This window comes from Koromonas soli, assembly GCF_059726265.1.
Window position 1 is genome coordinate 1,677,223 of the sequence record NZ_AP040872.1, and the last position, 13,369, is coordinate 1,690,591.

Consider the following 13,369-nt stretch of genomic DNA (forward strand, 5'->3'; position numbering starts at 1 on the left):
ATCGTTTAGAGGTGACTCCAAGAGCGCCTTGCCATACTGCAAAGCGCTCCCCGGAAAACCTCCGAACCACCTTGCGACGCCTGACGTAAGCGGCGTGTCAACAATGGCCGGACGTGTGCGCACTACCGACCAGTGGATGAAGTTTAGTTACCCGCCGCGCTCGAAACTTTCGAACCGATAACTGAGAATGCTTTGTTGATGTTGCCAGAGAGGGTCGTCATAGCAGCGACAGCACCGAATGCGATCAGGGCTGCTACCAAGGCGTATTCGATCAAGTCCTGACCGGACTCGTCATTGTGCAGCGCGTTAAGGATGCGCAAGAGATTTGCTTTCATTCGGAGATCTCCTTTGAGCGTTGTTTGGGTTGAACTTGAGCCCGGATATCCGAGCCAGAAACTTCGACGAGAATCGACAAACTTACCAGGCGCGACTAGCTTCCCGCAGCGCTGCTCACTTTTGATCCGATCACTGAAAAAGCAGTGTTGATGTTGCTGGACAGCGTGCCCATGGCAGCGACCGCGCCAAATGCAATGAGAGCTGCAACCAGTGCGTACTCGATCAGGTCCTGGCCGGACTCATCACGATGTAGGTTTCGGAGTAACTGAAAGAATTTTGAGGTCACTTCACTCCTCCTGAGGGTGATCGTGAAAGGTTAAAGCGAACTACGTAATTCAGATGAGAGTTCCTGCTTTCGAGTTGCAATGACCAAGAAAAACTTTGCAGACGGCGCATGTATCTCGGGAGAGCTGATGGGTGCTACCAACCGTGTCTGGCCGAGAAAAGGCCACCACATAGCAGCTTCCCCATAAGTGAATGGGTCTCTCCGTAATACGCAAATCAATGCGCAAACAGCACGCAATCTGCGTATCGCGAACTATCCAGCAGAAGCTCTGGAAAGTCAACCCTCATCTTGGGACAGCTCTGGGCTCGTCATACCTTTGGTGCAATCGCGTAGTTTCGAAAGTAATAACGAGTAACAAACTTTAGAATTGGGCAGAGGAGATTGTTAAAAGAGGTCGAGGATTATTGCTGCCGAGGTCGTTACGGAACTGCTTGACGTCTCTCGAACACGATGGCCACGCCGTCATCGTACTCAACACGCCAGTCGCGGCTCTCCTTGAGAATGCTTGATAGTGCTGAATTGCTGGATATGAGAACCCAATGAATTCGAGCGTTCTCGATGGGATCGCGCCATTGCCAGCTTCCGCTATTCGCCTTCAGGTAATCCTTTACGTAATTTTCGCCATAGAAATCATGCCGATCGTCAAAGTACAGTTTCAACGAGGGATAGAACCGATATATAAGGTAGCCGCTCCAATAATCTGTGCTAAAGAGGTGATCGTGGATGCCTTTTTCGGCTACGAAATCAGTCGCTCTTACTGGAAATGTTTTGGGATCGAAATGCGCAGACATGACCTGCGTAGATGAGAGACGACCTCCGTTGATAGCAACTACCAGAGACGCGCAAAGTAGTACTAGTGGAACTGCATGCCCCTTGAACCGTCTCTCCATCATCCCCATGTTTCTCGAAATCTCACCGATAGCTTCTATGGCGGAACTCACTCCGTGCGGAAGCGCGATCGGAGTGGTGACATCGTTCGCCGAAAAGATAGAAAACAAGTGGGCTCCTGCCATAACCATCAAGATGGCTGAAACAGGTATGTTCCTCGCGGCATACAGTCCAGCGTGGATGGCGAACAGTGTCAGAAGAACGTCAATCGTACTTAGCTGATGTTTCTTGAAGAATAGCAACAGAACAGCCGCGAGGATAAACACTTCGAAATAGCCAAATCCATCAACATGGAAATTCGGCGACATAAACTCGTTGATGGTGTTCATCAAGAAGCTATTTGATAGGTACTGAGTTATGTGAATGTGCAGCTTGTACCCATAAGGCGTGCACAGAGTCGTTGCGGCACACGCGAGGAAGGCAAGGAGCAGGTCAGTAGCCCTCTGACGAGCTTCGGGACGCTGGGCGCAGGTGTAATCCCAGACGTCTGCGCATGCGAACAACGCAATGAGAAAAAGTCCAATTATGAAGCCGCCGTGCATGTTGACCCATATCAGCATCAGCGGCGCGAGCCAAAACAGTGCACGGCGTTTGCCTTGCTCATTACGAAACAATATCTCCAGGTATAGTACCGAGAACAGCCAGCTCATCACATGGGGGCGAGCGAGCATATGGATCTGCGCGGCAGCGGCCGCCAGCAAAGTGGAACCGACAGCGAAGGCGAAGTTGCCGCTACGCCGGAAAGCGAAGATGAAAAGAAGCGAAAAAGTGAATGCGATCACGGTAGCCGTGAACAATACGACGCCATTTAGTCCGGCAACGTGATGCACGGCTGCGATGAGCGCATCGTAGAGCCACTCCCATGCATACCAAGGCTGCCCGGCCCTGGTGTATGAAAACAAATCCGTCCTTGGCACAGAGTGAGAGGACAGAATGAACTCGCCAGCGCGGATATGCCACCCCGTATCGGCATCCCCGAGCAGCGCATTGCTCATAGGCGTAAAGGCGAGAATGCCAAGCAGCACTGCAAAGAAGATATCAGCGATCGACGGCAGCACGAAGCGAGTCCACGCACTATGCTCGGGGAGGCCGCTGGCGGATGGAGATACAACGAGCGCACGAGAAGTTGTCGAAATCTGTTCGGCCATGAATTCAACTCGGGTCACTTGTATCAGACAGGACGCGAACACACAAGTAAACGATCGAACGCACCCCTACCGGGAAGGTGATTCATTCAGCGTTCGAGGACTGTGCTTGGCTGGCAAGACAGCTTCTGCGATTGTGACGCATGCATACACGACCATGAGCGTCATAATCGGATCAATTGGGTGTCGATAGAACGGTTCCGCTAAGGTCACATAATAAGGAAGCGGATATAACAACAGAAGGCCCGCGAACACGCTGGCGCTTGATGGACTGTGGCGAAACATCAACACTACCCCAGAGAAGGCCAGCATCGACCAGATAGCAGGAGCGAGGCCAGGGCCTATGCCGCCCAATCTTGAGGACCAGTAGAAGATTATTCGATTTCTCGTAAGCCGCAGAAACTCGGCGGGGTTGTGTCGAATGTATTGCACCGCCATAGACTGGCGTGACGCAGCGTACTGCGCTTCACCCAGGCTTACATAGGCTTGAAGTTCGTCAGTATTCTGTGTCGGATCTAGGGTCTCGTCCGTCGGCGTCGCACCGGGATGATTACCATACCAGAGGTTGGGTCCGAAGTTTCCGCGGATTGGGATGAGTTTGTGGAAGACGATGTAGTTTCGGACTGTCCAAGGAGTGAGCATACAAACAAGAATGAGGGAGGCAATCAATAAGCTTTGCTTTAATCGACCACTCCATTGACGCCAGAGTGCGAAGACCGCTAGAGGCATCATCAGTGCAAGAGTCGTATTGATGAGAGCGGCGATCCCCCAGAACAGACCATATACAACCCAATCGCGACGCTTAGGAGGAGTCTCCTGTAAATGCAGGTAAAAAGCAATGGAAAGCGTTGCTAGAAGCGCAGACAGACTCGACTCCCAAACACGCACCGAATAGAGCGCGACGTTCCAATCCAGGGCCCAGAGTAGTGCTGCCGCAAATGCAACTAGAGGATTGAAACAGCGTCGGCCAATCCAGTAGAGCACCGCAGCAGTAAGAGTCTCACAAGCTATGTTGAGCGAAAACAGAGCGCAAGCCGCTGCAGTTGAGAAACTGCCAAACACTTTGAAGATCGCAGCTACTATCAATGGATAGATGGGGGCTAGCCATGCGGTGGGTCCGCTTGGAACCCCGTAGAGAGAGCTGAAGCCTTGCCCTTTTGCGAGGGCAGCACCGACAAACGCTGGTTCAAACCCGCCATAGATTGTGTGCAGGTCAAATTGTGACAATGCCAGCCACACGCAGACAATTCGAAGCGCTACCGAGATGCAACAAACAACAAGAATCAGCCAAATAGAGGAGACCAATCGAGAATCTTCTGCCCTAGTGGAACACGGTTGACGAGATTGTTTGGATTCCTGATCTTCTGATAGGCCTTGATCGACTCGAGACATCGACCCTCCGAATCAGGCAGCAACAATTTGCGTTGAGAGTACACCGATTCCTGCGTGTGGGCAAGTCACCACCCACGATTGTCAGAGAGGCTTAGCGTGGAGCGGTTGACCAAGTAACATCCCAAAGTTACTGCCCTGCAGATTTCAGGAGGGTCTGTAATCATTAGGCCGAATCAAACTGTTGAGAGAAGCTAGTACGACGACCGAACCCGAGACCAATGTGAGGGCAACTTTGAGCGGAGTGGTAGATCACGCACCGGGCATCCAAAGCGATTTAGGAGCGATGAGCGAATCGAGAGTGCAAGCCAAACTCATCGTTTGCGCCGTTGTGGTACTGATCAGCGTGTCATACGCGGGAGCGCTGGTACGGTCGAACTGGATATCGGGTGATGATGGCTTGCTTGCGTCCAGTGCTCTTCGGGTCATGAATGGCGAACTGCCTCATCGAGATTTCGTAGAGAACTATAGCGGCGGCTTAGATTACATTCATGCGCTCGCATTTCGAGTGCTTGGTACAAACCTCGTCTCAATGCGAGTCGCTGTGCTTTGCGTATTTGCGATCTGGGTGCCTGTCATTTTCTATCTCGCTGCGATATTCTCATCCCCGATTGTTGCCGGGGCCTTCACGTTGTTGTCGGTTGCCTGGAGCCTTCCCAACTATCCAACTCCGATGCCGTCCTGGTACAACCTCTTCCTCGCTACGTTCGGGGCCGCAGCTTTGTTCCGCTATATAACGACCAAACATAAAGGCTGGTTGTTTCTTGCCGGAGTCGTTGGTGGAATTTCTATTCTTGTGAAGATTATCGGGCTCTACTATGTGGCAGGAGTGCTGCTGTTCTTCGTGTTTCGAGAAAGCGAGATCAATCGCACAGATGGACGAGAGGATAAACGCTCGTCCCCAAGTTATGTGATCTTCGTTGCCGTCTCGATTTCGTTGTTTCTCATTGCGGTTGTGAAGCTGGTGCACCCATTCGTCTCAAGCGGGAGAATCGTGAACCTGCTAGTGCCAGTACTGTCGGTTGCCATACTCCCGGTCATTTCTCAGAGTCATGCTTCCCGGGCGACCAGCAGCCGGCGCCTGGCAACACTGTTCGGCATGTGCACTCCTTTTTCGCTCGGAGTGTTGTCACCAGTGCTCGTATTTCTGATTCCCTACATTGAGACAGGCTCCGTAAAGACGTTTATTGCGGGGGTATTCCCTGCCTCTGTAGCACGCGCCAGTAGTCTCGCTGTTTTTGATCCGCCTTCGGCGGTCTGCTTTATCTTCACCATTCCGGTTTTGATTGGCTTGGCAGTGGCTTATCAGGCGCATCCCAAAATTGCTCGATCGGGGACCATTGTTATCTCCGTATGCGGAGCAGCCCTTCTAATTGGCGCAGGAAAGCATCCGCTGATTACGCAGCTGACCTTTCAGTCGGTCGAAATGCTGGGCCCGGTTCTGGTGGTCGCGGGGGTGGTACAACTCAGCTGCAACCAGCAGTTGGACACGAGTGTGCGGCAGCGGCTGATGTTGCTTCTAAGTTTGGCGGCTCTATGTGGACTTGTGCAGTATCCTTTTTCAGCCCCTATTTATTTCTGTTACTACGCTCCTCTGCTGATCCTCGCTCTTGTTGCCTCAAGCTCCCAGTGGCCTAAGCCAGCCAGCTCGTCAATGCTTAGTGCATTGGTCGTGTTTTACATTTTGTTCGCGGCAGCGCGCTTCACGCTTCCGGCGTCGCTGCATCGCGGATTCATACCTAGTCCGGCTACCGCGCCGCTCACTCTGGAAAGAGCGAATCGGATTCGCGTGGTGAGGCCGGCAACGACGACCACGATGGTTGAGCTCGTGCAGCGACATGCATTGAACGGGAAGGCCTTGGCATTCCCAGAATGTCCAGAGGTCTATTTCCTAAGCGGGATTCAGAATCCGACGCGAAATGATGGCGGCGTCTCGCAAGAGGATCTGTTGCGCGTGCTCAAAGCCAAGGAAGTGAATGTTGTCGTTATCAATCAGAAGCCGTTCTTTGATTCGTCTCGCCCCGCGCAGGAAATGCTTGCGCAAGTGGAGCGCGAGTTCCCTAATTCAGCCGTATCTGGGAAATATTTGATTCGCTGGCGCGAGTAGTTCACGTGAAAGGAAAGTAGGTGCGGAGCAAAGTGTGAACCAATTTTCCGGGACAGCGACGTAATTCAAGTCAGAGAAACGACAGGGCGCCTGAGTAGAACGCTCGTCTTGTCTTGGTAGAGCACAGTCCACTTCGCCTCACTCTGCAAATATTTCGCAAGGGTACTATCGGTAGGCATTAGAACGTACTGAACCTGATATTTGCTCAGTACCTCACTCGAATCCTGATTTGTAACGACCGACCAGTAATCTTTGAAGACGCCGCTGGGAGCGTAGGGATCAAAGCGGCCATCCACAAACACCTTTATCTCCGGCGCATGCCAGATCAGGTATCCTCCCCAGACATATTCATGAAAGACACGGTCCTTGATACCGTGAGCCTTCATGAAGGCGACTGCCCCGTCTGGATAATCCACTGTTCGAACGAAATTGGAATCGCGAGGCATGCTTACCATGAACAAACAAAACAACACTCCGAGTGCAATTGCATTGTTGAAGCGCTTGTCTGACCGAGCATCGTACGGGCCCATCAGATCAAGCCGCCTTGCAAAGATCGGAGCAAGTAAGATTCCAGCCAGAAACATGAATCGAATGTACGTCAGCGAGAAATAGAGCGCCACAATCGCAAACCCTATTTCGTCCAGTCGCCAACGGATAGACGAGAAGATCGCGATGAGCAAGCAGCCAACGATCATGAGGATGGCGACCTTGCCCCAACTGGTATGGAAATTGATCGAGGCAAATTCCTCCACACTATTGACACTTGCATGCTTTCCAAACATCGCCTGGAAGGGATAGAAGACCAGTTGGTACCCGAGCGGGTTCAGAAAAAGCGCACAGACCGTTACACCAGCCGTGAGGAAAAGACTGCGCAGTTGCTTCGGTGACCATAGCGTCGCGAAAGCATTTCCCCACTTCCCTTCCAATAATCCGGAAGCGATGAAAATGCCGAACACCACGATTCCCATTGGCCAGGAACCATGCGAGTTTATCCAAGCACAGAAAAGCAGTGGAACCATCCAGAGGCGACGCAAGTTCCCCTGTCGTGCGGACTCAAGAATGAGCAGTAGGGCAACCAGGAACAGCCAACCGAACAGAAGGGTTCTGGCGCCGATGGATACGGCTGCCATCACCGCTGCGCCTACGGAGATCACAAATGAGTTTTTAATATCGCGACTTTGCAGATAACTGAGGCGAAATATGCCCAGAACTATCGCAGTGCAAAGTACAAAGACCAACACAAAGATTGCATTGAGCCCACCCCACTTGTAAGCGAGGTAGTAGGGGACCTCCGACAACCACTCGAACGGAACAATAGGCGCTCCCGGAACCGTGTACGAGTAGAGATCTGCAACCGGAAGATGACCTGTTGAGAACAGCCGCTCAGCGTTGCGTAAGTGCCACCACAGATCAGGATCTGCAATATTACGGCGACAAAGAATGAAGACAAGGTATGCCAGGGAACAAGTCAGTACTGAAGGAAACGACAGCAGGGACCATCGCTTCGGTAATTCGGGGCGAGGTTCCGAGTTGGGGGTGGTCGATTGAGACACCCTGAGCTTCTCGATCTCAGTACTCATCAAGTTTGAAGATATCCTATTTATTGTTCTTGGGAACTCTGATCTTCAAGCGGTCTTTTTCGAGTCCGCCCCATCAAACAGAACCTGATAACCACGTTGGAACGATTGCAGGTGATGGCGCATGGCTTCGCGGGCTCTGGCAGGACTGTGCTGCCGGATTGCCTGGACGATCCGGGAATGCCCACGCAGAGCAGTATCCATCGCCTCCTCGACGAGCAGGCTCTTGGCAATCAACTCCATCGTCCTCTCGCGCACCCCGCAAAGAATTGAGTTGAGCGCTTCATTCTTGGCACCCTTCCCGATTGCAAGGTGGAAAGCAAGATCTAGCTTTGCGAATTCAGATGAGTCTGACATCGCGGTCTTCATGCGTCGCAACAATAGCTCGAGTTCCACTAGCTCCTGCTGAGTAATGCGCTCGGCACAAAGCGCGGCAACCTCACCTTCGAGAATCAGGCGAGCCTCGACAAAGTCGGACAGTGTTTCTTTATCCGCAAGCAGTCCGGAGTTTAGCCATGGTGTTGTGAAGTAGGCGGAGGGCGTTTCGGCGACGTAGCTGCCGCCACCTGCGCGAACACGGATAAGCCCGATGAAAGCCAACGAAGTAAGTGCCTCGCGGAGCGTCGAACGACCTACGCTGAACGCAGAGCACAGTTCCGCCTCGGAGGGAAGCTTCTCACCCGCCTTCCAATCTCCGGTGGTGATTCGGGTGGCCAACTGCTTCGCTACCTGTTCGCTCAAGGTAGCTCGGGTAACCGGACCTAGTGCATTCAATGACTTGGAAACCATAGGCTCAACCCGGTCAGGATAGGTATAAAAAATATTTTGGTCAATCATAAATTCATCTTGTCTGACAACCTGACGTGTAGTAATGTCTCCGCAATTGTCAGGCGACCTGAGTGATGGAAAAAGGGTTTTGGAGGACGGACCCTGCCCCACAGGCCTGCAATGGAGGTTCTTACTTGAGCGCCACGACCGTATCCCCAAGTTCAGCTCGAAAAGCCCCCACGCCATCTCAGCCCAAACCGAATTACGTTGCAGCAGCACTCGTTGTGGTGCTGGGCGTAGTCGCTTCCGTAATCATTCTGCGGGCACCTGCTCTAAGTAGCGCCTGGCAGCAGAACTACAATCCAACAGGGCACTGGTTCCTTTCCACTCTAATCGCCGCGATTCCAATCGTGGTGCTGTTGGGCACTCTCGCTTTCGGTCACGTCAAGGCACACTATGCTGCACTTGCTGGATTGACCGCCGCCTTACTTACCGCAATCATCGGCTTTCATATGCCAGCGCGGCTCGCGGCGGCCACCGCTGTCTACGGTGCAGGCTATGGGTTGTTCCCTATTGGCTGGATCGTTCTCAACGTCATCTTCATGTACCAGTTGACGGTAGAGTCGGGCCGCTTTACGGTCCTGCAGCATAGCTTGACGGGCATCACAAAAGATCGCCGCTTGCAGTTGCTGCTGATCGCTTTCTGCTTTGGCGCATTCTTTGAAGGCGCCGCCGGGTTCGGCACTCCTGTCGCAGTGACGGCAGCGTTGCTCATCGGACTTGGCTTCCGTCCGCTACAGGCTTCCGGTCTGTCGCTGATCGCCAACACGGCACCAGTTGCTTTCGGTGCATTGGGCACCCCGATTATTGCTCTTGCCAAAGTTACCGGCTTCAGCGAAGTGGTGCTGTCGGCAATGGCGGGACGCATCCTGACCCCGTTCTGCATCCTGGTTCCCTTCTGGCTCGTCTGGGCCTTTGCCGGCTTTAAAGGCATGATCGAAGTCTGGCCCGCGATCCTGGTCGCAGGTGTTACCTTTGCAATTCCTCAGCTTCTCGTATCCAACATGCATGGCCCCTGGGTGGTAAACGTCACCGCAGCGGTTGTGTCCATGGTCTGCCTCACTGGGTTCCTGCTGATCTGGAAGCCGAAGAAGATTTGGAAGTTTGAAGGGCAAGAGGAAGAAGAACAGGCCGCAGCTGAAAGGGGTCATGTTCAGCCGGTTTACTCCCGCAAGGAAATTACGCAGGCATGGGTTCCCTGGGTCATTCTCAGCGTGATTGTCTTCATTTGGGGTACGCAGACCGGAAAGCTCTACATGAACACGCCGGAGAAGGTTTTCACCTCAACGGCAAGTTGGGCCACGAAGCCAAGCGAAATCACCAACCCACAGTTCAAAGTCACAGTGCTGCACAATGCAGTGGAACGCGTTCAGCCTGTGGTGCCAAAGCCAACTAAAGAAGGCGCGATCTTCGGCTTGAACTGGGTAAGCGCCACCGGTACCGGCATTCTGCTGGCGGCGATCATCTCCGGCCTGATCATGGGACAGAGTTTGGGAAAGATACTGTCTGTCTTTGGCCACACAATCGTGAAGGTACGCTTCTCCCTTCTGACAATTGCGGCCATGCTCGGGATCGGCATGCTCACACGCTACTCGGGTCTGGACGCGTGCCTTGGCTTGGCATTCGCACGTACAGGACACCTATACCCATTCTTCGGCACGATGTTGGGCTGGATGGGCGTGGCGGTGACTGGTTCCGACACCTCGTCCAACGTGCTGTTCGGCAGTCTACAGAAGATCACGGCGCAGCAGATCGGCGTCTCGCCCGAGCTGATGGCTGCCGCGAACACGACTGGCGGCGTCATGGGCAAGATGATCGATGCGCAGAGCATCGTTGTCGCCTCGACTGCAACGCAGTGGTATGGGCATGAAGGCAGCATTCTGCGTTACGTCTTCCTGCACTCTCTGGCGTTGGCTGCCTTGGTGGGTGCGCTGATCTTCATGATGGCGTACGTGTATCCGTTCACCCAACTCGTAGTGCACTAAGCAAAGAATCGCAATTTCCCTTTCTCCCCCAAGGGGGATTGCGGTGCACGGGCAAGTGATTTCGGCGGGCGGCGTAGAGCTGCCCGCCGATTCAGAGGATTCCATGAGCGCAATTGCAGAGTGTCCCGCACTGTTCGAATCGTTCAAAATGCGTGCTGAAGCCGTCAGCGCACAGGTACAAAGAGTCGCGACCAAAGAACTGGCGATGGAATTGATCGTTAGCCTCCTGCATCAGGAAGGCGTAAGCGATGAGCCCCATTCCTACGCTGTGTGGGCCGCAGGTCCCATGCTTAAGGAATCTGAAAAGCAAAAACTTGAAAGTGCCGTTCCAGGACTGACGTTCGCTGTTACTCGCGAACTCGCGGCTGACGCAAAAGTCGGCATCAGCGAGATGGAGTGGGCGCTAGCCAACACCGGAACTCTCGTACAAGCATGCGATTCGGTGGAAACCCGCCTGGTGTCAACTCTTCCATTGGTTCATATTGCAATCATTCCTACGGCTGCTCTGCTCCCGGATATTCCCGCAGTGCTCACGCGCATTGATCCGCGTAAGTCTGCATATCTTTCGTTCATCACCGGGCCTAGCCGTACTGCTGACATCGAACGCGTGCTGACAATTGGCGTGCATGGCCCTGAGCGGCTCGTAATCGTCATGGTGGACGATATGGAGGTGGCGGCGTGAAACAGGAATTCAAGCAACAGATTCTCGATGCTTTGTCGAATCCCAGCCTGACAGGAGCTCTGGGAAACTTCTCGGTCGCTTATCGCGCCGGACGCGCAAAGGCATATGAAGGTATCGATTTTGAGGCGCTGCGTACACAGATTGCTGGCGTGAAGTCCGAAGCTGCCGGGCACCTGGATGAACTAGCAGACAAGTTTGCTCGTGCCGCCGAGGCGCGCGGGACAAAGGTATTCCGCACGAACAGCCCAAAGGAAGTGAAGGAGTACATCCTCCGCCTTGCGCAGGAACGCGGCGTAAAGAGCATCGTCAAATCGAAATCGATGGCAACGGAGGAGATTCATCTCAATAAGTACCTGGAGCAGGCAGGAATCGAAGTGCAGGAGAGCGACCTTGGCGAATGGATCATCCAGCTCGCGGGCCAGACTCCCTCACATATGGTGATGCCCGCTATCCACATGACGAAGGAAGAGGTCGCTGAAGTCTTCAGCGACAAGGTCGAGGACGGCCAGAAACCAGACATTCCAAAGTTGGTGAAGTTTGCACGCGGGAAGCTGCGTTCGAAGTTCCTTGCGGCAGACATGGGAATCAGCGGCGCAAACATTGCCGTGGCCGAAACCGGAAGCATCGTAATCGTCACCAACGAAGGCAACGCGAGACTTACAACCACACTGCCCAAGATCCATGTGGCCGTTATCGGGTTGGAGAAGCTGATCGAGCGCTTCCAGGACATCGCGCCGATTCTCACGGCCCTTCCGAAGAGCGCGACCGCTCAGCTTCTCACGAGCTACGTGTCGATCATCAGCGGACCAGTGCCGAATACAGATGGCACGCCGAAAGAGCTGCACATCATCCTGATGGACAACCGTCGGACGGAGATGGCGGCAGATCCGCAGTTTAAGCAGGCGCTGCAATGCATCCGCTGTGCATCGTGCCTGAACGTGTGTCCAGTGTTCCGGCTGGTTGGCGGGCATGTTTTCGGGAAGGTCTATACCGGCGGTATCGGAACGATTCTTACCGCGTGGTTCGGCGCACTGAAGGAGTCGGATGAGATTCAGAGCCTCTGTATCCAGTGCGGGAACTGCAAGGACGTTTGTCCAGGCAAGATCGACATCCCTGATCTCATCCTTGAACTGCGTCGCCGCCTTGCGGTGGAGCAGGGTCAGCCGATGGTGCAGAAGGCGATCTTCTCCGTAGTGAACAACAGACGCATGTTCCACACGATGTTGCGGGCCGCCTCAATCGCACAGAAGCCTTTTGCAAAAGAAGGATTCATTCGGCATCTGCCAATGTTCCTGAGCAACATGACCGAGTTCCGGTCGTTACCGACGATTGCCGATGAGCCTTTCCGCGACCGCATGAAGAAGATCAAGCAGCCGAAGTGCTCAGAGAAGGCCGCATTCTTCGGAGGCTGCTTGGTGGACTTCGCTTATCCGGACATGGGCGAGTCAGTAGTGAAGGTTCTGAACAAGGCTGGGATTGAAGTGATATTCCCCGAAGGTCAGACCTGCTGCGGTGCTCCGGCGCGTTACAGCGGCGCATATGAAGTGGCGGCGCAAAACGCAGCGGACAATATTCACGCGCTGCTTGAAGATGACGTGAAGTATGTGGTCTCCGCTTGTCCTACCTGCACGGTGGCACTTAAGCAGGACTTCATCGCCAATCTGGAAGCTACAGGACGGACAGAAGAGCTGGAAGCCGCACGCAAATTGTCAGCCAAGACCAAGGACTTCTCCACCCTGGCAAGCGAACTCGTAGAGCAAGGGAGACTGAAGTTCAAGGCCGGTGTCGATACTACGAAATTCACCTACCACGACTCGTGCCACTTGAAGCGCACGTTGCGAGCCGAGCAGGCTCCGCGCAAGCTGATGCAGCAGGCCGGAAACGAACTCGTGGAGATGCAGGAAAGCGATATGTGCTGCGGCATGGGCGGGTCTTATACGCTCAAGTTGCCCGAGATTTCCGCTCCGATCCTCAATCGCAAGCTCGACAACATTCAGCAGACGGGAGCACCGTTGCTGCTGATTGATTGCCCTGGTTGCGTGATGCAGATCAGAGGCGGGCTCGATAAGCGTGGGGCGGACGTGAAAGTCCAGCACACAGCACAACGCCTGGCAGAGAGCTTGGAATAACGCTTGTCAAACGAGGA

10 protein-coding genes are annotated in these 13,369 nt (G+C 53.8%); 4 read left to right on the forward strand and 6 right to left on the reverse strand.

Annotated features, from left to right (window positions below; genetic code table 11):
* Positions 1 to 143: 143 nt before the first annotated feature.
* From AC6IY8_RS07345 to AC6IY8_RS07360, 4 genes are all read right to left on the reverse strand, one after another.
* Positions 144 to 335, reverse strand: coding sequence for a Flp family type IVb pilin (locus AC6IY8_RS07345; RefSeq protein WP_497778109.1), 192 nt, complete (start codon positions 333 to 335; stop codon positions 144 to 146).
* A 95-nt stretch (positions 336 to 430) separates the two neighbouring features.
* A complete protein-coding gene (locus AC6IY8_RS07350) occupies positions 431 to 622 on the reverse strand; it encodes a Flp family type IVb pilin (RefSeq protein ID WP_497778110.1) in 192 nt (63 codons plus the stop codon).
* A 419-nt stretch (positions 623 to 1,041) separates the two neighbouring features.
* Positions 1,042 to 2,658, reverse strand: a complete 1,617-nt coding sequence (locus AC6IY8_RS07355; RefSeq protein WP_497778111.1) for a hypothetical protein — start codon at positions 2,656 to 2,658, stop codon at positions 1,042 to 1,044.
* A 66-nt stretch (positions 2,659 to 2,724) separates the two neighbouring features.
* Positions 2,725 to 4,047, reverse strand: a complete 1,323-nt coding sequence (locus tag AC6IY8_RS07360; protein WP_497778113.1) for an ArnT family glycosyltransferase — start codon at positions 4,045 to 4,047, stop codon at positions 2,725 to 2,727.
* A 283-nt stretch (positions 4,048 to 4,330) separates the two neighbouring features.
* On the opposite strand from AC6IY8_RS07360, the gene AC6IY8_RS07365 reads away from it, so the two are divergent.
* Positions 4,331 to 6,151, forward strand: a complete 1,821-nt coding sequence (locus tag AC6IY8_RS07365; protein ID WP_497778114.1) for a glycosyltransferase family protein — start codon at positions 4,331 to 4,333, stop codon at positions 6,149 to 6,151.
* A 65-nt stretch (positions 6,152 to 6,216) separates the two neighbouring features.
* Here the strand turns inward: AC6IY8_RS07365 and AC6IY8_RS07370 are convergent, their stop codons facing one another.
* Positions 6,217 to 7,731: a hypothetical protein gene (locus AC6IY8_RS07370; RefSeq protein ID WP_497778115.1), complete on the reverse strand. Its 1,515-nt coding sequence runs from the start codon at positions 7,729 to 7,731 to the stop codon at positions 6,217 to 6,219.
* 45 nt (positions 7,732 to 7,776) lie between these two features.
* A complete protein-coding gene (locus tag AC6IY8_RS07375) occupies positions 7,777 to 8,565 on the reverse strand; it encodes a FadR/GntR family transcriptional regulator (protein WP_497778117.1) in 789 nt (262 codons plus the stop codon).
* Between the two features lie 125 nt (positions 8,566 to 8,690).
* Between AC6IY8_RS07375 and AC6IY8_RS07380 the strand changes: the two genes are divergently transcribed.
* The 3 genes from AC6IY8_RS07380 (at position 8,691) to ldhH (ending at position 13,352) form a co-directional block, all read left to right on the forward strand.
* Positions 8,691 to 10,541 carry an L-lactate permease gene (locus AC6IY8_RS07380; protein ID WP_497778119.1) on the forward strand — a complete coding sequence of 617 codons (1,851 nt, stop codon included), beginning with the start codon at positions 8,691 to 8,693 and terminating at the stop codon, positions 10,539 to 10,541.
* A 103-nt stretch (positions 10,542 to 10,644) separates the two neighbouring features.
* Entirely contained in the window at positions 10,645 to 11,223 is a 579-nt protein-coding gene (locus AC6IY8_RS07385) for a lactate utilization protein (RefSeq protein ID WP_497778121.1), read from the forward strand.
* The gene (gene ldhH / locus AC6IY8_RS07390; RefSeq protein WP_497778122.1) at positions 11,220 to 13,352 is read left to right on the forward strand and encodes an L-lactate dehydrogenase (quinone) large subunit LdhH; all 2,133 of its coding nucleotides are present in this window, start codon (positions 11,220 to 11,222) and stop codon (positions 13,350 to 13,352) included. Before AC6IY8_RS07385 ends, ldhH begins: the two co-directional genes overlap by 4 nt.
* The last annotated feature ends 17 nt before the right edge of the window (positions 13,353 to 13,369 follow it).

Coding starts and splice junctions, on each gene's coding strand:
- AC6IY8_RS07345 (WP_497778109.1), bottom strand. CDS start 335: ATGAAAGCAAATCTCTTGCGCATCCTTAACGCGCTGCACAATGACGAG.
- AC6IY8_RS07355 (WP_497778111.1), bottom strand. CDS start 2,658: ATGGCCGAACAGATTTCGACAACTTCTCGTGCGCTCGTTGTATCTCCA.
- AC6IY8_RS07360 (WP_497778113.1), bottom strand. CDS start 4,047: ATGTCTCGAGTCGATCAAGGCCTATCAGAAGATCAGGAATCCAAACAA.
- AC6IY8_RS07365 (WP_497778114.1), top strand. CDS start 4,331: ATGAGCGAATCGAGAGTGCAAGCCAAACTCATCGTTTGCGCCGTTGTG.
- AC6IY8_RS07370 (WP_497778115.1), bottom strand. CDS start 7,731: ATGAGTACTGAGATCGAGAAGCTCAGGGTGTCTCAATCGACCACCCCC.
- AC6IY8_RS07375 (WP_497778117.1), bottom strand. CDS start 8,565: ATGATTGACCAAAATATTTTTTATACCTATCCTGACCGGGTTGAGCCT.
- AC6IY8_RS07385 (WP_497778121.1), top strand. CDS start 10,645: ATGAGCGCAATTGCAGAGTGTCCCGCACTGTTCGAATCGTTCAAAATG.